The organism is Aeromicrobium alkaliterrae, from assembly GCF_039529015.1.
Taxonomy (GTDB): Bacteria; Actinomycetota; Actinomycetes; order Propionibacteriales; family Nocardioidaceae; genus Aeromicrobium; species Aeromicrobium alkaliterrae.
Map to the genome: position 1 here is coordinate 434,040 of NZ_BAAAME010000002.1, position 17,165 is coordinate 451,204.

The 17,165-nt window shown below is 70.6% G+C and carries 21 protein-coding genes and 4 tRNA genes; 9 read left to right on the forward strand and 16 right to left on the reverse strand.

All coding sequences use genetic code 11. The features are described 5' to 3' along the window. Positions 1–112 precede the first annotated feature (112 nt). Positions 113–856: an ABC transporter ATP-binding protein gene (locus tag ABD127_RS03165; RefSeq protein WP_344197644.1), complete on the forward strand. Its 744-nt coding sequence runs from the start codon at positions 113–115 to the stop codon at positions 854–856. Next, a complete protein-coding gene (locus ABD127_RS03170; protein ID WP_344197646.1) occupies positions 856–1,638 on the forward strand; it encodes an ABC transporter permease in 783 nt (260 codons plus the stop codon). The genes ABD127_RS03165 and ABD127_RS03170 overlap by 1 nt, the downstream gene beginning before the upstream one ends. On the opposite strand, the gene ABD127_RS03175 is transcribed toward ABD127_RS03170, so the two are convergent. The 5 genes from ABD127_RS03175 to ABD127_RS03195 all read right to left on the reverse strand — a co-directional run bounded on the left by ABD127_RS03175 (position 1,635) and on the right by ABD127_RS03195 (position 2,831). Next, positions 1,635–2,102, reverse strand: a complete 468-nt coding sequence (locus tag ABD127_RS03175) for a YbaK/EbsC family protein (RefSeq protein ID WP_344197648.1) — start codon at positions 2,100–2,102, stop codon at positions 1,635–1,637. The two genes, ABD127_RS03170 and ABD127_RS03175, sit on opposite strands and share 4 nt — an antisense overlap. A 20-nt stretch (positions 2,103–2,122) precedes the next feature. Next, on the reverse strand, positions 2,123–2,482 hold the full coding sequence (locus ABD127_RS03180) for a YchJ family protein (protein WP_344197651.1): 360 nt from the start codon (positions 2,480–2,482) through the stop codon (positions 2,123–2,125). Between the two features lie 74 nt (positions 2,483–2,556). Further along, a tRNA-Val gene (locus tag ABD127_RS03185) sits at positions 2,557–2,628 on the reverse strand. 34 nt (positions 2,629–2,662) lie between these two features. Continuing rightward, a tRNA-Cys gene (locus tag ABD127_RS03190) sits at positions 2,663–2,733 on the reverse strand. Positions 2,734–2,759: 26 nt separating this feature from the next. Further along, a tRNA-Gly gene (locus ABD127_RS03195) sits at positions 2,760–2,831 on the reverse strand. Positions 2,832–2,913: 82 nt separating this feature from the next. Here ABD127_RS03195 and ABD127_RS03200 point away from each other — a divergent pair. Further along, positions 2,914–3,756: an aminotransferase class IV gene (locus tag ABD127_RS03200; RefSeq protein WP_344197653.1), complete on the forward strand. Its 843-nt coding sequence runs from the start codon at positions 2,914–2,916 to the stop codon at positions 3,754–3,756. Here the strand turns inward: ABD127_RS03200 and ABD127_RS03205 are convergent. Continuing rightward, positions 3,753–5,051 carry an HNH endonuclease gene (locus ABD127_RS03205; protein ID WP_344197655.1) on the reverse strand — a complete coding sequence of 433 codons (1,299 nt, stop codon included), beginning with the start codon at positions 5,049–5,051 and terminating at the stop codon, positions 3,753–3,755. The two genes, ABD127_RS03200 and ABD127_RS03205, sit on opposite strands and share 4 nt — an antisense overlap. A 147-nt stretch (positions 5,052–5,198) precedes the next feature. Here ABD127_RS03205 and ABD127_RS03210 point away from each other — a divergent pair. Continuing rightward, a tRNA-Val gene (locus ABD127_RS03210) sits at positions 5,199–5,270 on the forward strand. Positions 5,271–5,438: 168 nt separating this feature from the next. Here ABD127_RS03210 and ABD127_RS03215 read toward each other — a convergent pair. Beyond that, on the reverse strand, positions 5,439–5,675 hold the full coding sequence (locus tag ABD127_RS03215; RefSeq protein WP_344197657.1) for a hypothetical protein: 237 nt from the start codon (positions 5,673–5,675) through the stop codon (positions 5,439–5,441). A gap of 344 nt (positions 5,676–6,019) precedes the next feature. Further along, positions 6,020–6,304, reverse strand: a complete 285-nt coding sequence (locus tag ABD127_RS03220) for a hypothetical protein (protein WP_344197659.1) — start codon at positions 6,302–6,304, stop codon at positions 6,020–6,022. A gap of 132 nt (positions 6,305–6,436) precedes the next feature. On the opposite strand from ABD127_RS03220, the gene ABD127_RS03225 reads away from it, so the two are divergent. Both ABD127_RS03225 and ABD127_RS03230 read left to right on the forward strand, forming a co-directional pair. Continuing rightward, positions 6,437–6,697: a hypothetical protein gene (locus ABD127_RS03225; RefSeq protein ID WP_344197661.1), complete on the forward strand. Its 261-nt coding sequence runs from the start codon at positions 6,437–6,439 to the stop codon at positions 6,695–6,697. Between the two features lie 106 nt (positions 6,698–6,803). Beyond that, positions 6,804–7,013 (forward strand): hypothetical protein, encoded by a 210-nt coding sequence (locus ABD127_RS03230; RefSeq protein ID WP_344197663.1) that lies wholly within the window; start codon positions 6,804–6,806, stop codon positions 7,011–7,013. Here the strand turns inward: ABD127_RS03230 and ABD127_RS03235 are convergent. Further along, positions 6,990–7,349 (reverse strand): hypothetical protein, encoded by a 360-nt coding sequence (locus ABD127_RS03235; RefSeq protein WP_344197665.1) that lies wholly within the window; start codon positions 7,347–7,349, stop codon positions 6,990–6,992. The two genes, ABD127_RS03230 and ABD127_RS03235, sit on opposite strands and share 24 nt — an antisense overlap. Before the next feature lie 84 nt (positions 7,350–7,433). On the opposite strand from ABD127_RS03235, the gene ABD127_RS03240 reads away from it, so the two are divergent. Continuing rightward, positions 7,434–7,808: a hypothetical protein gene (locus ABD127_RS03240; RefSeq protein WP_344197667.1), complete on the forward strand. Its 375-nt coding sequence runs from the start codon at positions 7,434–7,436 to the stop codon at positions 7,806–7,808. A gap of 7 nt (positions 7,809–7,815) precedes the next feature. On the opposite strand, the gene ABD127_RS03245 is transcribed toward ABD127_RS03240, so the two are convergent. From ABD127_RS03245 to ABD127_RS03255, 3 genes are read right to left on the reverse strand one after another with little or no spacing between them, the layout of a single operon-like run. Then, positions 7,816–8,427 carry an acetoacetate decarboxylase family protein gene (locus tag ABD127_RS03245; RefSeq protein WP_344197669.1) on the reverse strand — a complete coding sequence of 204 codons (612 nt, stop codon included), beginning with the start codon at positions 8,425–8,427 and terminating at the stop codon, positions 7,816–7,818. Continuing rightward, the gene (locus ABD127_RS03250) at positions 8,418–9,839 is read right to left on the reverse strand and encodes a flavin-containing monooxygenase (protein ID WP_344197671.1); all 1,422 of its coding nucleotides are present in this window, start codon (positions 9,837–9,839) and stop codon (positions 8,418–8,420) included. The genes ABD127_RS03245 and ABD127_RS03250 overlap by 10 nt, the downstream gene beginning before the upstream one ends. Further along, the gene (locus tag ABD127_RS03255; protein WP_344197673.1) at positions 9,836–10,432 is read right to left on the reverse strand and encodes a TetR/AcrR family transcriptional regulator; all 597 of its coding nucleotides are present in this window, start codon (positions 10,430–10,432) and stop codon (positions 9,836–9,838) included. The genes ABD127_RS03250 and ABD127_RS03255 overlap by 4 nt, the downstream gene beginning before the upstream one ends. Positions 10,433–10,491: 59 nt before the next feature. Here ABD127_RS03255 and ABD127_RS03260 point away from each other — a divergent pair, with 59 nt between their 5' ends. After that, on the forward strand, positions 10,492–12,213 hold the full coding sequence (locus tag ABD127_RS03260) for an FAD-dependent oxidoreductase (RefSeq protein ID WP_344197675.1): 1,722 nt from the start codon (positions 10,492–10,494) through the stop codon (positions 12,211–12,213). A gap of 1 nt (position 12,214) precedes the next feature. Here ABD127_RS03260 and ABD127_RS03265 read toward each other — a convergent pair whose 3' ends face one another. The 4 genes from ABD127_RS03265 to ABD127_RS03280 all read right to left on the reverse strand — a co-directional run bounded on the left by ABD127_RS03265 (position 12,215) and on the right by ABD127_RS03280 (position 16,203). Continuing rightward, positions 12,215–13,762, reverse strand: coding sequence for a flotillin family protein (locus tag ABD127_RS03265; RefSeq protein WP_344197677.1), 1,548 nt, complete (start codon positions 13,760–13,762; stop codon positions 12,215–12,217). 3 nt (positions 13,763–13,765) lie between these two features. Beyond that, entirely contained in the window at positions 13,766–14,266 is a 501-nt protein-coding gene (locus ABD127_RS03270) for an NfeD family protein (protein ID WP_344197679.1), read from the reverse strand. A gap of 108 nt (positions 14,267–14,374) precedes the next feature. Then, positions 14,375–14,833: an Lrp/AsnC family transcriptional regulator gene (locus ABD127_RS03275; RefSeq protein WP_344197681.1), complete on the reverse strand. Its 459-nt coding sequence runs from the start codon at positions 14,831–14,833 to the stop codon at positions 14,375–14,377. 2 nt (positions 14,834–14,835) lie between these two features. After that, positions 14,836–16,203 (reverse strand): aspartate aminotransferase family protein, encoded by a 1,368-nt coding sequence (locus tag ABD127_RS03280; RefSeq protein WP_344197683.1) that lies wholly within the window; start codon positions 16,201–16,203, stop codon positions 14,836–14,838. A gap of 157 nt (positions 16,204–16,360) precedes the next feature. On the opposite strand from ABD127_RS03280, the gene ABD127_RS03285 reads away from it, so the two are divergent. Further along, on the forward strand, positions 16,361–17,165 hold an 805-nt coding region (locus tag ABD127_RS03285), incomplete at its 3' end, for an APC family permease (protein ID WP_344197685.1).

Consider the following 17,165-nt stretch of genomic DNA (forward strand, 5'->3'; position numbering starts at 1 on the left):
GCGCCGGGTGTGGCGGGGGAGTGCCGATCGTCATGGTCGCGGTCGGTGACCGTCGGCACTGCCGCACGGCCGTCAGGCCCTCCTAGCGTCACCAGGGACGAGAGGAGCGCCGATGGCGACGATCGAGATCGAGGACCTCCAGGTGCGGTATCGCCGCACCGTGGCGGTCGACGGGGTGTCCATGAGGGTGGCGGCGAGCGAGGTGGTGGGGCTGCTGGGGCCCAACGGTGCCGGGAAGTCCAGCACGATCGAGGCACTGGCGGGCCTCCGGGCGCCGACGTCGGGGTCCGTGCGCGTCTGGGGGCTCGATCCGGTCACCGACCGCCGACGTCTGCGGCCCGCGGTCGGGGTGCAGCTGCAGGAGAGCACGCTGCACGGCTCGCTGAAGGTCGACGAGCTGCTGACGCTCTACGCGTCGTTCTACCCGGACCCCCGGGACCCGGGGGAGCTCGTCGAGGAGCTCGGGCTGACGAAGGTGAGGCGAACGGCGTTCGACGACCTCTCCGGCGGTCAGCAGCAGCGACTCTCGATCGCGATCGCCCTGGTCGGTCGACCGCGCCTCGTCGTGCTGGACGAGCTCACGACCGGTCTGGACCCGCGGGCCCGGCGACGGGTGTGGGCGTTGGTCGAGCGCTTGCGGGCCGACGGCGTCACGGTGCTGCTGGTGAGCCACGCGATGGACGAGGTCGAGCGCCTGTGCGACCGGGTCGTGCTGCTGGTCGACGGTCGCGTCCGGGCCGAGGGCGCGGTCGCCGACCTGGTGCGCGAGGCAGGGCTGCCCCCGGGGTCCGGGCTCGAGGACGCCTACCTGGCCCTGGTGGGGCGGCGTCCCGACGCGGGCGAGGAGGGCGAGTGATGGCAGCCCCCGTGGCTCCGGCTCTTCGACCGCACCGTCCGGGTCCGCGTGCCGGCGCGCTCCTGCTCCGGGCCGAGCTCTGCAGCGTCGCGCGGGACACGGCCGGACTGGTCCTGCCGCTCCTGATGCCGACCCTGATCCTGGTGATGTACGGGATGCAGGCGGCCGACCAGCCCGTCGACGGCACGGACCTCAGCTACCTCGAGGCGTTCGGGGTGCCCATGGCGATCGCGATGGTGCTGTCGCTGATCGGCGTGGTCAACATGCCGAGCTTCCTGGCCGCCTACCGGCACGCGGGCGTGCTGCGGCGGCTGGGCGTCACTCCGCTGCGGCCCTCGGCCGTCCTGGTGGCCCAGGTGGTGGCGAGCGCGATCCAGTCCGTCGTCGGCATCGCCCTGGCGCTGGGCGTCGCGGTCTGGGCGTTCGACGTCGCCCTGCCCGGATCGCTCTGGTGGGCCCTGCTGGTGCTGCTGCTCGGAGCCGCGGGGCTGTACGGGCTCGGCATGATCGTGGCGGCCGTGGCACCGACGCCCAACGCGTCCGTCGCGATCGGCATGGTCACGTTCTTCGCGATCGGCGCCGTGGGCGGCATGTTCGGCCCCGTGTCGACCTTCCCCGACACGGTCGCGACGATCGGCGGCTGGCTGCCGTTCGGCGCCGTCACGGAGGCGCTGCGGGCCGCGTGGGCGGGAGCGGTCCCGGAGCCCCGGCACCTGCTCGCCCTGGCTGTCGTGGCGCTGGCCGGTCTGCTGGTGGCGGTGCGGACCTTCCGGTGGAGCTAGCGCGTGACGGCGACCCAGCCGGCGGCGTGTCCGACCGTCTCCAGGTCGGCGGGCGTCAGCTCGATCGCGGACTCCGGTGTGCCGCAGGCCGGGAAGACCGTCTCGTAGCCGCGCAGGGACTCGTCGATGTAGACCGTGGCGCCCGGCGGGTTGGCGAACGGGCAGACGCCGCCGACCGGGTGGCCCGTGAGCCGCTCGACGTCCTCGGGTCGGAGCATCTGGGCCTTGCGGCCGAACGCGGCCTTGTACGAGGCCCCGTCGATCTTCACGTCACCGGCAGCGACCACCAGGACGCACGTGTCGGGGTCAGCGGTGCGCAGAGCGATGGTCTTGGCGATGCGTCCGGGCTCGACGCCCAGCGCGAGGGCGGCGAGCGCGACCGTCGCAGCGGGGTCTTCGGTGATGATCACGTCGTCAGCGCGACCGTGCTCAGCGAGGTGGGCGCGTGCGGACTCCAGGGACATGCCGTGATGCTAGGCGAGCCCTACAGGCTGACGCCGTCGAGGTAGAACCAGCGGCCGTCCTCGCGGACGAAGCGGCTGACCTCGTGCTGCCGCCCGCGTCCCTCGGGGCGGCGGTAGTACGCGATGAACTCCACCAGCGTCGGCTCCGACCGCTCGACGTCGAGCCGCAGCCAGCGGGTCTGCTCGTCGAGCTCCAGGGACGCGGGGCGGGTCGTGGCGTGCCACGTGCGGGTGAGGTGCTCCGCGTCGCCGAGCGCGAAGGCCGTGAAGCGCGAGCGCATGAGCTGCTCGGCGGTCGTGGCCGCTGCGTGGTCGGCGAGGACCGGCCCGCAGCAGGCGTCGAGGGGAAGTCCGCTCGTGCAGGGGCAGCGTGAGGTCACCCGACCAGTCTGGACCGATCTGCTCCGGACAGACAAAACCCCCGGAATCGGCGAGGAATCCGGGGGTCTTGCTGTGGGCGATACTGGGTTTGAACCAGTGACCTCTTCCGTGTCAGGGAAGCGCGCTACCGCTGCGCCAATCGCCCGTGTGGGGGTTTTTCTGTTGTGCTGCGTTGTCCGAGGTGGGTACGGGATTTGAACCCGTGTAGACGGATTTGCAGTCCGTTGCCTCGCCTCTCGGCCAACCCACCGATGGATGGGCCGTGACCCTGTTCCGAGCGGACAACGAGATTCGAACTCGCGACCCTCACCTTGGCAAGGTGATGCTCTACCACTGAGCTATGTCCGCACTGGCGCTCTTGCGAGGCCGAGAGGAAACATTAGCCGATGCATCCCGCGTCGCCCAAACCGGGGTCGCGTAGGTTGGCGACATGCGCGTGTGGGTCGACGGCCAGGTACTGGAATCTCCGCAAGAACGCGCCCTCAGCGTTCTCGATCACGGGCTCGTGGTGGGTGACGGGGTGTTCGAGACGGTCAAGATCGAGGAGGGTCGGCCGTTCGCGCTGACTCCCCATCTCGAACGCCTCACACGGTCGGCGACGGGTCTCGGGATCGGCGAGCCGGACCTCGAGGCGGTCCGCGCCGGCGTCATCGCGACGCTCGACGGTCAGGACCTGCCGTTCGGTCGGATCCGCATCACCGTCACGTCCGGCATCGGGCCGCTGGGGTCGCCGCGCGGCACTGGCGCGCAGACCGTCGTGGTGGCGACCGAGCCGTGCGACCGGCCGCCCTCGGTCAGTCGGATCGCCACGGTGCCCTGGCCGCGGAACGAGCGGGGAGCGCTGGCCGGGCTCAAGACGACGTCCTACGGCGAGAACGCCCTGATGGTCGAGGCAGCCATCGCCCGGGGCGCGTCGGAGGCGGTCATGCCGAACACCCTCGGCCAGGTCTGCGAGGGCACCGGGTCGAACATCGTCTACGTCCTGGACGGTCGGGTCGTGACGCCCTCGCTGCCTGCGGGGCCCCTCGCGGGCATCACGCGGGCCCTGCTGCTGCAGTGGGCTGCGGACGAGCTCGAGGTCGCCGAGGAGGACCACCCGATCGAGGTGCTGAGCGCCGCGGAGGAGGTCATGCTCGTCGGCACGACGCGTGGCGTGCAGGCGATCGACCGGGTCGACGACCGGGACCTGCCGGCGCCGGGACCCCTGACGCGCCAGCTGCAGGACATCTGGGCGCGGCGCAGCGCCGAGGCCCACGACCTCTGGGTCGTCTAGCCGGCTCGAGGGAGCGCCGTGCTGCAGGTCATGCGTCGTTCCCAGGCTTGTTGTCGCAGCTGGGTTCTCGGCAGGGTGGTGTTGAGCCTGCCGGTCGGGTGCCGGGTGACCAGCTCGGTGCCGATCTTCTCGACGGTGAGCAGGCCTGCGTGGATCAGGTGGTGGCAACCGGTGCAGTAGCCGACGAGCTCGTCGACGTTGGTGTGGCCGCCGTGGGACCACCAGGTGACGTGGTGGATCTCGAGATGGGTCCGTTTGCAGCCGGGGTTGGCGCACTGGAACCCCTGCCGCACGAGCACGGCACGTCGCTGTTTCTTGGTGGCGAGGCGTTGGGTGCGGCCGACGTCGAGCACGTGCCCGGTGTCTGCGTCGGGTTTGTTGCGGTCGATCAGGACGGGGGTGAAGTCGGCGCAGCAGTTCAGCTGCGCCAACAAGCCCGCGCTGATGGGTCCGAACCCGACGAGCTCGGCTGCGGGTGTCGCGGCCTCGGGCGACGGGCCGGGGGCGAAGGGCTGGCGGTCGAGGGCTGCGGAGAGGGTCTCGGCGTCGACCAGCACGGTCATCTGCGGCCGGACCCCCTTGTCGGACGGGAGTCCGTTCTCGAGCACGCTGTCGAGCAGCTGGCTCAGTCCCTCGATGCGCCGCTCAGCGGCGGTGCGCTGGTCGTCGGCCTCGCGCGGGACGCTCAGGGAGTCCAGGATCGCCTTGAGCTTGGCGCCGGTGGCGACATCCAGGAAGCCGCTCAGATGCCAGCCTTCGGGGACGGTGGTGATGCGGATGTCGCGCTTGGCCATGCCCTTGATCCACGCCTGTTCGAGCTCATCAGGATGGATCGCGACACGGAGCTCGCGGGCGACGTCGCGCAGGTCCTTCGGCTCACACGTCAACGCCACGTCCAACAGCCACCGTTCGGCCTCGACCGTCCTCGTCTCACCCACGTGACGGCGCGAGTAGGTCAGGGCGTCGACGTGCTCGCCGGAGACCTGGCCGTGCTCGGCCGCCTCCCGCACCGACGGCAACGCGTCCATGGTCTCGGCGGCCCGCACCAGTCGCCACGTCTCACCGCTGCTGATCCGCAGCTCACGCCGCGCCCACGCCGTCATCGCCGACGCACCCTCGACCTCGAAGTCACGCCGCGCCGACACGCTCGCCAGCGTGTCCGCCAACGCGGCGTCGATCGCATTCCGCGCCGCCACCAGAGCCCTGGCGGTGTCCGTCGAGGGGCCCTGCTCGTCGGCAGCACGCAACATCAGCGCTGCCTCCCGCAGCGTCGCGATCGTGGCCCCGAACCTCATGACAACCACGCTAGACGCGAGCACCGACCACCGACACTTCCCGACGACGAGACCGGCCGCTGCTGTGGACAACCCGGATCGCAGCGCCACGACGGGGCCGGATTCGTGAGCGCGTCAGCGGGTGGGCTAAGGTGTCTGACGCACAGCGGGCGATTGGCGCAGTGGTAGCGCGCTTCGTTCACACCGAAGAGGTCACTGGTTCGAACCCAGTATCGCCCACCGCACATGACGCCTCTGGTTCCAGGAAAACTGGAACCAGAGGCGTTCGTCGTTCTCGGGCGGTGTCCATCGCCGGCCCAATCGAGGCCACCTCGTGACGATCAACGTTGGCGCCAGGATGACCCGGTCGCCGGTGTCGGAGACTTCCGGATCTCCCTCGGGGCGTCGTTACTTCGTGCGTCGCGTTCTGCGCTCCTCGCGCAGCTCGTCGGCCCGTTTCACGAACGTCGCAGTCATGGAGAAGATCGGAATGCACAGCAGGAGATTGACTGCGCCGGCGATGTAGAAGTCGGCCCCGTCCAGACGTCCGATCAGCACCTGGATCACGATGATCGGTAGGAGGAGCATGAGGCCGGTCGCGACGAATCGTTTGCGGCTCCAGTGACGTGCGTTGAGCATCGCCATGTTCACTCCCTTCGCCGACTCTCGTCGTCATGCTGGCGCGGACCGAGACTGCGCGCATCCGCTCGGAGGGCGGCGCGAGTGCGACGGGGACACTCTCGCCCTAGATTCCAGGCAGAGAGTGACAGGAGCCTCCATGGAATTCATTGCCGCACCGAACGGCGCTGGCCTGGGCATGAGTCCGTGGCACGTGATCGTTGGAGTGGCCGTGGTGTGCGGCATCTACTTCATCTACCAGTTCTTCAAGGACTGACCGCGGCTGAACCGATGATCAACGTCAGTCTTCGTACTCGACGGCCGTTCTGATGTGGAACATGGCTGAGGTTGTTGCCGACTGCTGCGCGCGCTCACACCGGCCGCAGCTGATGAGCCCCGATCCACGCCAGGTGCGCCGTGATCCGCCCCGAGCCGTCCGTCAGCGGCGACGTCCAGATGACGTGCGCCTCCCAGCCCTTCACGCCGCGTCGCCACCCGAGGATCAGGCCGGGGTACTCGAGGACCTGTTGCTTCGACCTGTACTCGGTGAGGTTGACCCAGACGTGCGCGCGCTTGGGGACGATCGGCACGTCGATGCCGGGGCCGTCGCTCTCGACGGCCGGGTAGCCGGCACGTGTCCCGTCTGGCACCTCCATTGAGGTAGTAGAACATGCGTTCGAGTGGGATCGGAGGCGTTCGACGTCCCGGCACGCGTGACGCCGTAGGGACCGAGTGTGATCTACGTGACTTCGTCGGCGGCCGCTGCGCACCGTCGCTAGCGTTGACAGGTGCTTCACGAGGAACCGGCCGACGCCATCACCGCTGCTCGAACCGTCGTCAGTGAATGGCTCGACGCGCCGGACGAGCCGCTGGGGCAGCTCGAGAAGCTGCGACTCCTCAGTGAGGCCATGACGGACCTGCAGGACGCCATCGCCGCCAGGCGCGCGGCCGCTGTGCGGAAGCTGATCGAGGCCGAGGGCACGACCATCGCGGCCCTCAAGCTCAACGTCCCTCCGATCGAGCTGATCGCCGAGGCGCGCAGCGCCTGACATCGGTCGGAGGGCGTGATCCTCGACGAGCGTTCCGGCCACCGAGCGGCGATGCTTCTCGTATGGACCTTGCAGGAGCGCCGGCGGAGCTGATGGACGGACGACGTTGACGGGCGCGAAGCCTTCGCAGCCGCGGTCGTACCTCTACGCGCGGATCGCCGCAGCGGTCGCGTTCGTGCTGCTGGTCCTGGTCGCGGTGTGGGGCTACGGCTCCGGACCGTGGTGGGTCTTCCTGATCAGCCTCAGTGCGCTCCCGCTGGCCCTCGCCTGCGCGGTGTTCCTGAAGCCGCCGTCACGCCGCTTCCGACGTCGGTGAGTCCGGGACGATCGTCGGACGCTTCTCGGCTCGCTGACGGTTGAGGGCTTGATACGCGGCGATGTCCGCCATCGTCGCGCTGAGGCTGTCGATCGCGGCGCGGTACTCGCGCCACGCCTCGTCCCGGTCGGCCTCGGCGACGCGCTGTCGGGCATCGAGCTCGAGGGCGGAGTCAAGATCGTCGGCCAGCACGGAGGCGATGGCGCGGCGACGGAAGCACTCGACGTCCTCCTGCGCGGCGGCGTAGACCTGCCGCGCGATCTCGCAGTACTGCGCCGCGCCCTCGGCCGCGGCGAGCTCGGCGCTGACGTGCGCCGGATCCTGAGCTGGCCTCACGACATAGCCAACGCTGAGCAGCCACCGAAGTGACGGCACGCCAGGAAAAAGGTCGATAGAGCCGACCTGCACCATGATGGGGTCATGCGCCTCTCCGCCGTGGTGGTCCTCGCCCTCCTCCTGTCGCTCTCCGCGTGCGGCGGCGACAGCGTCGAGTCGGCGCAGGCCGCGGCGACCCAGCTGGGCTGCGAGGACGTCGAGACCGACGAGGTCGTCGGGGCCGACGAGACCGTCTCCTGCACGGTCGACGGCAACGGGTACCGGATCGCCTGGTTCGCCGACGACGAGAGCCGCGACCTGTACCGGCGGGCGGCGGAGAACGTGCAGGAGTACACCGAGAACGCCGGCGAGGACCCGCCGGGGGAGTTCGGCGTCGTCTTCGGCGACAACTGGGGCGTGGAGTGCCTCGACACGACGTGCGACGAGGTCCTCGAGATCCTCGGCGGCGAGCGGATCTAGGCGCGTCCTAGCGCCGCCCGAACAGGAGTCGGAAGCCCCGGACCGTCAGGGTCAGGAGCGGCTTGCGCCCGGCGAGGAACGCCAGGGGGCCGTTGGCGTCGAACGTCCAGAAGCCCTTGGCGACCCCCACCCGGGCCGATCCGGCGACGGGCGACGTGAGGAGCGATCCGCCGCGGTCCTGGGCGATCCGGAAGCCCAGGGGCAGGCGGAACGGCAGGGCCTTGAGCCGCGCGAGCGTCAGGGTGCCGATGCCGGCAGCGGTGTAGGCGCGGTCGGTGACCCGCTCGAACGCGGCGAGGTCCTTCGGGATCGCCCAGAGCGCACGCCCGCCGGCCATCGAGGCGGGGGAGTCGACCCAGATGTGCGTGATCGAGACCCGGGGACGCCAGCCGTCACGCACGAGCTGCGTCGCCATGATCTCGTCGTACGTCAACGGGCTCGGCTCGTCGTACCGGAAGAACGCCGCGGCGACGACGACCCGCCCGAACAGCCGCAGCTGACGGGTCCCCGCGTGGTGCGGCGGGGGAGCGGCGCCGGCCGGCACGAGCCAGACGCCGACGTGGGCGTGGCCGTGCAGGTCCCACGGCTCGGCGGGATAGGTCTCGTCGTTCACACCCACGCGAAGGCCTCCGGGTCCAGGTGTCGGGTCGCCCGCTCGAACGGCTTGGTCGAGCCGGGCCAGTTCGAGGTGATGCGCCCCGAGGGGTGGCGGTACCAGTTGTCGCACTGGCCCCACACCGACAGGCCGAGGCGCTTCTGCACGCGCTCGTCGAACTCGCGCTCGGCCTCCTCGGTGACCTCGACGGTCTCCCACCGGCCGGCCTCGAGACGGTCGAGCACCTGCCGCATGTGCCGTGCCTGCGCCTCGAGCATGTAGATGATCGAGCCGCCACCGAGGTTGGTGTTGGGCCCGTAGGAGACGAAGAGGTTCGGGAAGCCGGGCACGTACATGCCGAGGTAGGCGTGCGCGCCGTCGGCCCACTGCGCCGCGAGCTTGCGCCCGCCGACGCCGGTGATGTCGATCGAGTCCAGGAAGTCCTGGGCGTCGAAGCCGGTGCCGTAGACGATCACGTCGGCCTCGTGCACCGTGCCGTCGGCCGTCTCGAGCCCCTCGGGCGTCACGCGCGTGATGGCGTCGGCCACCAGCGTGACGTCGGAGCGGTTCACAGTCGGGTAGAAGTTGTTGGAGAACAGGATGCGCTTGCAGCCGAGCGGGTAGTCGGGCGTGAGCGCCTCGCGCGTCTGCGGGTCGTCGACCGACCGACGCAGGTGCCAGTCGCACACCTTCGCGATCGCGCGTCCGGTGCGCGTGCCGAGGTCGAGACCGCGCGAGAACTGCTCGCCGAAGAACCACCAGAGACCGCGCTCGTACGGGATCGCCTGGCGCCACCAGCGCGGGATCGCCGAGTCCGGCTTCGGGAAGACGTGGTTCGCGGACCGCTGGAACAGGGTCAGATGCTCGGCGTGCTCCGCGAGGTGCGGGGCGTACTGGATCGCGCTGGCGCCGACTCCGACCGCCGCGACGCGCTTGCCGGCGAGGTCCAGGTCGTGACGCCACTGCGCGGAGTGGAACTGCTCACCGGCGAAGTCGTCGATGCCGGGGATCGGCGGGAGCTTGGGACGCGACAGCTGCCCGACGGCGCTGATCAGGACGTCGACCCGGTCGGAGCCGCCGCTCGTGAAGCCGACCTCCCACTGGCGGTCGGTCTCGATCCAGTGCGCCGACACGATCTCGTGCTCGAAGCGCACGAGCGGCGTGATGCCGAAGTCGTCGGCGGTGCGGCGCAGGTACTCCAGGATCTCGGCCTGCAGGGCGTAGCGGCGGCTCCAGTCCTTGTTCACGTTGAACGAGAACGAGTACAGGGGCGAGGGGACGTCGCAGCCGGCCCCGGGGTACGTGTTGTCGCGCCAGACGCCGCCGAGCTCGGCGGAGCGCTCCCAGAGGCGCACGTCGTCGTGGCCGTGCTGGCGCAGCTCCACCGCGGTGGCGATCGCGCCGAAGCCGGAGCCGATGATGCCGATCGAGGTCATGAGGACGTCTCCTTGGTCGCGAAGATCAGGACGGTGTCGGTGAGCAGGTCGAGCGCCTCGGCGCGGGTGAGCGTCTCGCGCACGAGCCACTCGCGACACACCGACTTCACGAGCGGCGCGATCGCACGCAGGCGCGCGACCAGGCGGGGGTCGTCGGGCAGGCCGATCGCGTCGAGGGTGAGACGGGCGGCGTGGTCGTCGGCCTCGTCGACCACGACCTGCAGGTCGGAGTCGCCGTGCAGGTTGGCCGCGCCGGAGACGCTGATCCAGGCCTGCCCGTAGGTCTCGGCGGCCTCCAGGATCCAGTCCATCGTGCGGCGCACGCGCTCGGGCAGGGGGAGCGCCGACAGGTCGGGCAGCTCGCTCTCGGGCATGCGGATCGAGGAGCGCATGACCTCGACGTACAGCTCGCGCTTGGAGCCGAAGTAGTGGTTGATGAGTCCCCGGGCGACCCCGGCCGCGGCGGCGAGCTCGGCCGTCGAGACGTCGTTGAACGGCCGCTCGAGGTAGAGCGGACGCACCGCCTCGATGATCTGCAGGCGCCGCGCGTCGGGCTCCAGGCGGCTGCGCACGCTGGGCGTCGAGGTGGTCACGACGACCAGTGTGGCGAGACTATTGGCAAAGTGTCAATAGCGTGTGTAGCCTGCCTCACATGGCACAGAACGATCAGGAGCTCGACTACGACGTCGTCGTGGTGGGATCGGGGTTCGGCGGCAGCGTCACGGCCCTGCGGCTGACGGAGAAGGGCTATCGTGTCGGCGTCATGGAGGCGGGTCGCCGCTTCGCCGACGACGAGCTGCCCGAGACCTCGTGGCGCCTGCGGCGCTACCTGTGGGCCCCGTGGGCGCGCTGCTTCGGCATCATGCGCATCACGCTGCTCAAGGACGTCCTGATCACGAGCGGCACGGGCGTCGGTGGTGGATCCCTGGTCTACGCCAACACGCTGTACGAACCGCTCGAGCCGTTCTACGCCGACCCGCACTGGGCGCACATCACCGACTGGCGCGACGAGCTGGCGCCGTACTACACGCAGGCCAAGAAGATGCTCGGCGTCACGACCTATCCCGGTCGCACGCCGGCGGACGACCTGGTCGAGTCGCTCGCTCGCGACTACGGCGTGGGCGACACGTTCCACCCGACGGACGTCGGCGTGCTGTTCGGCGACGAGCCGGGCGCCGCGGTGCCCGACCCGTTCTTCGGCGGCGAGGGCCCGGAGCGCAACGCGTGCCTGAACTGCGGCGCCTGCATGACGGGCTGCCGCCACAACGCCAAGAACACGCTGGTGAAGAACTACCTGTACCTCGCGGAGAAGAACGGCGCCGAGATCCACCCCCTCACGACGGTGCACGACGTGCGCGAGCGTGACGGTGGGGGCTATGAGGTCCGCACGCGCCGCACCGGCAGCCCGTGGCGCCGCCGCAGCTTCACGGCCCAGCACGTCGTCTTCGCCGGCAACGCGCTCAGCACGCAGGACCTGCTGCACCGGCTCCGCGCGACGTCCCTTCCGCGCCTGTCGGAGCGCATCGGCGAGCTCAGCCGCACGAACTCCGAGGCCGTGCTCTCGGCCCGCGCCTCGGCCAAGGACGCCGACTACACCGAGGGCGTCGCGATCACCTCGTCGTTCCACCCCGACGCGGTCACCCACGTCGAGCCCGTGCGCTACGGCCGCGGCTCCGGCGCACTGAGCCTGATGAACATGGCGCTGCCCGACCGGCCCGGCCCGGGCGGCCGCCTGCGCGCGGTGCTGCGCGGCTACCGCCTGCTGGGCCTGCGGGGCGCACTGCGCCTGCACTCGCCCCGGCGCTGGGCCGAGCAGTCGATCGTGATCCTCGTGATGCAGTCGCTCGACAACTCGATCACGACGTACCGCAAGCGCGGTCTGCTCGGCTCACGCCTGACGAGCCGTCAGGGCGGCGGGGAGCCCAACCCCGACTGGATCCCCGTGGCCGACCGCGTCTCGAAGGACGTCGCGCGGGCCATCGACGGGTATCCGGGCAGCTCGGCCGGCGAGCTCGTCGGCGTGCCGCTGACGGCGCACTTCATCGGCGGCTGCGTCATCGGCGAGACCGCCGAGACCGGCGTGATCGACCCCTACCAGCGCGTGCACGGGTACGAGGGCCTGCACGTCGCCGACGGCTCGGCGATCTCGGCCAACCTCGGGGTCAACCCGTCGCTCACGATCACCGCGCAGGCCGAGCGGGCGATGGCGCTCTGGCCCAACCGCGGCGAGCAGGACCCGCGTCCCGCCGTGGGCGAGCCCTATCGCCGGGTGCAGGCCGTCGAGCCGGTGGACCCGGCCGTCCCGGCCCACGCCCCGGCGGCACTGCTGCTGCCGATGCCGGGCCTGCGCCCGAGCGACCCGGTCGACGCCTGAGTCAGGCCTTCGGGTCGTCGGCCGCGGGTGCCGGAGCGGGCACCGGGGCCGCGGGGGCGAGCGCGCTGTCGCCGTCGGTGTAGCGGCTGATGAGGCCCTGCAGGTCAACCCCCGTGGTGTTCTTGAGCAGCTCGAGGGTCTGCACGACGTTGCCCGTGACCTGCTTCGGCAGCTCGCCGGCGCCGTCGGTGGAGATGACGGTGAGCTTGTCGATCGCGCTCATCGGACCCGCGACCTCGGCGGCCAGCTTGGGCAGGATCTCGATCAGCATCTGCAGCACCGCAGCGTCGTTGTACTGCTCGAACGCCTCGGCGCGCTTGTTCATCGCCTCGGCCTCGGCCTCGCCCTTGGCGAGGATTGCGGACGCCTCGGCCTCACCCTCGGCCCGCAGGGCGTCGGCCTCGGCGACACGACGGGCCTTCTCGGCCTCACCGCGCTTGGCACCCTCGATGGCCTCGGCCTCGGCCAGCGCCGAACGGCGGGACTTCTCGCCCTCACCGGTCAGGCGTGCCTCCTCGGCCTCCGCCTCGGCGGACGCGATGGCAGCAGCCTTGCGCGCGTCGGCGTCGAAGATCTGGGAGTTGCGCCGGCCCTCGGCCTCGGTCTCGACGCGGTACCGCTCGGCATCGGCCGGCTTGCGCACCTCGGTGTCGAGCTGACGCTCCTTCAGCGCAGCCTGGCGCACGGCGACCTTCTCCTGCTCGGCGAGGATCGCCTGGTCGCGGTCGGCCTGGGCGAGCGGTCCAGCCGCCGCGGCCTGCGCCGACGCGGCGTCGGTCTCGGCCTTGATCTCGGCGGTCTTGAGCGCGAGCTGGCGCTGCGAGACGGCGATCTCCTGCTCGGCCGCGATCCGGGCCTGCTCGGCGGCCTGACGGGCGGCGGCCTCGGCGATCGAGGCCAGCTGGCCGATCTTGGCGGCCTCGGGACGGCCGAGGTCGGACAGGTAGGTGCCGTCGTCGGTGATGTCCTGGATCTGGAACGTGTCGAGCACGAGGCCCTGGCCGGTCAGCGAGCTCTCCGACTCGTCGGCGACGCGCTGGGCGAAGGCCGCGCGGTCGCGGATGATCTGCTCGACCGACAGCGAGCCGACGATCGAGCGCAGCGAGCCCGCGAGGGTCTCCTGCGTGAAGGTCTCGATCTCGTTCTGCTGCGAGAGGAAGCGCTGGGCCGCGGCGCGGATCGAGTCCTCGTTGCCGCCGACCTTGACGATCGCGACGCCGTCGAGGTTGAGCTTGACGCCCTGGCCCGACACCGCACCGCGGATCTGGACCATGATGCGGCGCGACGACAGGTCGAGCACGTGCAGCTTCTGCACGAACGGGATGACGAAGACGCCGCCGCCCATCACGACCTTCTGGCCGGAGATGTCGGTCGAGGAGATGCCGGTCTCGGCGTTGCGGACGGACTTGCCGCCGCGCCCCGTGACGATGAAGGCCTCGTTGGGGCCGGCGACCTTGTAGCGCGTCGTGATGAGCGCCGCGAGCAGCGCCACGACGACGACGAGGCCGATGACGCCCAGGAGCTGGGGGGAGAGGGAGTCGAAGTTCACGGGTCAGGCCTCCAGAGGGGCGACCTGGACGGAGGTCGCGGAGAGAACGGCGGTGATGGTGACGGGGGTGCCAGCCGCGACGGGCGCGGCCGAGCGGGCGTTGAGCTTGGTGATGTGGCCGGCGACCTGGATCGTGACCTCGCCGTAGCCCTCGGCGGGGATCGCGTTCAGCACGGTCGCGGTGCGGCCGGTGAGGGTGCTGGTGCGCACGGTCGACTCGTCGCCGCCCTGCTGGAGGCGCGACGACGCCCAGCCGGCGCCGAGACCGACGACGACGCCGGAGACCAGGCCGATCCCGACCGAGGCGGTCAGGTCGTCGGTGGCGTCGAGCGCGATGGCCCCGGCGAAGCCGAAGGCGCCGAGGAACCCGCCGAGCGCGGCGCTCGAGAACAGGTCACCGCCGACGTCGAGGAACGACAGGGCTCCGTCGAACAGGTCGCCGATGACGATCGACAGCAGCAGGATCGCGATCCCGATGCCGCCGATCACGAAGAAGGTGATCACGTGTGGTCCCCCTGGGCCGGTCGCCCCGGGTGCGGGGCGAGGTCGTGCTGTCTCGGACCGCATCCTAGGCGGCGCGCGGACCACCGCGGGCCGGTTCCTGTGAACCGGCTATTCCGGGACGCCCCAGGTGTAGGTCTGCTTGACGAGCTTGAGGTACATGAACGTCTCGCTGCTCGTGACCTCGGGACGCTTGCGGATCTTGGTCGAGACGAGCTCGAGCAGGTGGTCGTCGCTCGCGCAGACGACCTCGACCATCAGGTCGTACGACCCGGCCGTGATGACCACGTAGTCGACCTCGGGCAGCTCGGCCAGGGCGTCGGCCAGGGGCTCGAGCGGCCCGCTGGCCCGGATGCCGATCATCGCCTGGCGGGCGAAGCCCAGCTGGATCGGGTCGGTCACGGCGACGATGTCGATGACGCCGGCGTCGGTGAGTCGCTGCACCCGCTGGCGCACGGCAGCCTCCGACAGGCCGACCTCCTTGCCGATCGCGGCGTAGGGCATCCGACCGTCGCGCTGCAGGAGCGCGATGATCTGCTTGGCGACGTCGTCGAGGGTCACGGAGGGCATCGTCAGATCCTGGACCACGCCTCGGTCAGCACCGACCGCAGGATCTGCTCGATCTCGTCGAACTGCTCCTGGCCCGCCACGAGCGGGGGCGCGAGCTGGATCACCGGGTCGCCGCGGTCGTCGGCGCGGCAGTACAGGCCCGCGTCGAACAGGGCGGTCGACAGGAACCCGCGCAGCAGCCGCTCGGACTCCTCGGCGTCGAAGGTCTCCTTGGTCGCCTGGTCCTTGACCAGCTCGATGCCGTAGAAGAAGCCGTCGCCGCGGACGTCGCCGACGATCGGCAGGTCGCGCAGGCCGTCGAGGACGCGGCGGAAGTCGCCCTCGGTGTCGAGCACGTGCTGGTTGAGGCCCTCGCGCTCGAACAGGTCGAGGTTGGCCAGCGCGACGGCGCACGACACAGGGTGCCCGCCGAAGGTGTAGCCGTGCGCGAAGCTCGCGTCGCCGTGCAGGAACGGCTCGGCGATGCGGTCGCTGATGATCGTCGCGCCGAGCGGGGAGTACCCGGAGGTCAGGCCCTTGGCGCACGTGATCATGTCGGGCTGGTAGCCGTAGCGCTCGGCGCCGAACATGTGGCCCAGTCGACCGAACGCGCAGATCACCTCGTCGGAGACCAGCAGGACGTCGTGCTCGTCGCAGATCTCGCGGACCCGCTGGAAGTACCCCGGCGGGGGCGGGAAGCAGCCACCCGCGTTCTGCACCGGCTCGAGGAACACCGCGGCGACGGTGTCGGGGCCCTCGGCCTCGATCGCGACGCGGATCTGCTCGGCCGCCCAGAGGCCGAACGCCTCGGGGTCGTCGCCGTGCACGGGCGCGCGGTACAGGTTGGTGTTGGGCACGCGGAACGTCGACGGGACGAGCGGCTCGAACTGCTGCTTGAGCGGCGGGAGGCCCGTGATCGACAGGGCCCCGTGGGTCGTGCCGTGGTACGCGACGGCCCGGCTGATGACCTTGTGCTTCATCGGCTTGCCGACCAGCTTGAAGTAGTTCTTCGCGAGCTTCCAGGCGGTCTCGACCGCCTCGCCGCCGCCGCTGGAGAAGAAGACGCGGTTGAGGTCGCCGGGAGCGTACGAGGCGATCCGCTCGGCCAGGTCGATCGCCGTGGGATGGGCGTAGGACCAGATCGGGAAGAAGGCCAGGTCGGCGGCCTGCGTGGCCGCGGCCTCGGCCAGCTCGGCGCGACCGTGCCCGGCCTGCACGACGAACAGGCCGGCGAGGCCGTCGAGGTAGCGCCGCCCCCGGTCGTCCCAGATGTAGGCGCCCTCGCCGCGCACGATCACCGGGACCTCGTGGTCGGCCGCGCTCGACAGGCGGGTGAAGTGCATCCACAGATGGTCGCGGGCGGCCTGCTGCCGCCGGTTCTCCTGGCTCATGGGGACCTCCGATCCACCCCGAGTATCGACATCAGTGCGTGACAATCGCAACTGATTGCGTAACGATCGTGTGAAACCGTTGCGGATTCAGTCGCAGTGAGGGCACTCTGCTCAGAAATCCGAAGCGCGGATCGGGGAACCAGAGGGAGGGTGCGCCATGGCAGGAGCGACGCCGACCCCGGTGCCGGAGGGCACCGGCGGCAAGGGACTCAAGGCCAATGCGATCGGCTTCTGGGAGGGCCTCTCGATCGGTCTCGACGCGACGGCCCCCGCCTACTCGATCGCGGCGGTGCTCGGCTCGATGGTCGTCGTCGCCGGGGTCGGCGCACCGGCGGTGATCTGGCTGTCGTTCGTGCCGATGTTCCTGATCGCCGGTGCGTTCCTCTACATGAACCGGGCCGACACCGACTGCGGCACGACCTTCTCGTGGGTCACCCGCGCGATGGGTCCCTGGCTCGGCTGGATGGGCGGCTGGGCCGTCTTCACGACCGGGGTGCTCGTGATCGGCTCGCTCGCCGACGTCGCGGCCAAGTACCTGTTCGTCCTGGTCGGTGCCGACGACATCGCGGCGAACCGCGTCGTCGTGGTCTCGGTCGCGGTCGTGATCGTGCTGGTCATGACGTGGCTCTGCGTCCGTGGCACCGAGGCCTCGGCCAAGTTCCAGGTCTGGCTCGTCTTCGCCCAGGTCGGGGCGCTGCTGTTCTTCGTGGTCGTCGCGGCGGTGCGGCTCGTGCTGGGCAACCTGCCCGAGGGGGCCGAGAACCCGAGCTGGTCGTGGCTCAGCCCGGCCGGGCTGTCGTCGGACCAGCTCATCAGCGGCCTGCTGATCGGTGTCTTCATCTACTGGGGCTGGGAGAGCGCGGTCAACCTGTCGGAGGAGTCGTCCGACGGCGACACCGCGCCCGGTCGTGCCGGCCTGCTCAGCACCGTCGTGCTCGTCGCGACCTACCTCGGCGTCGCGA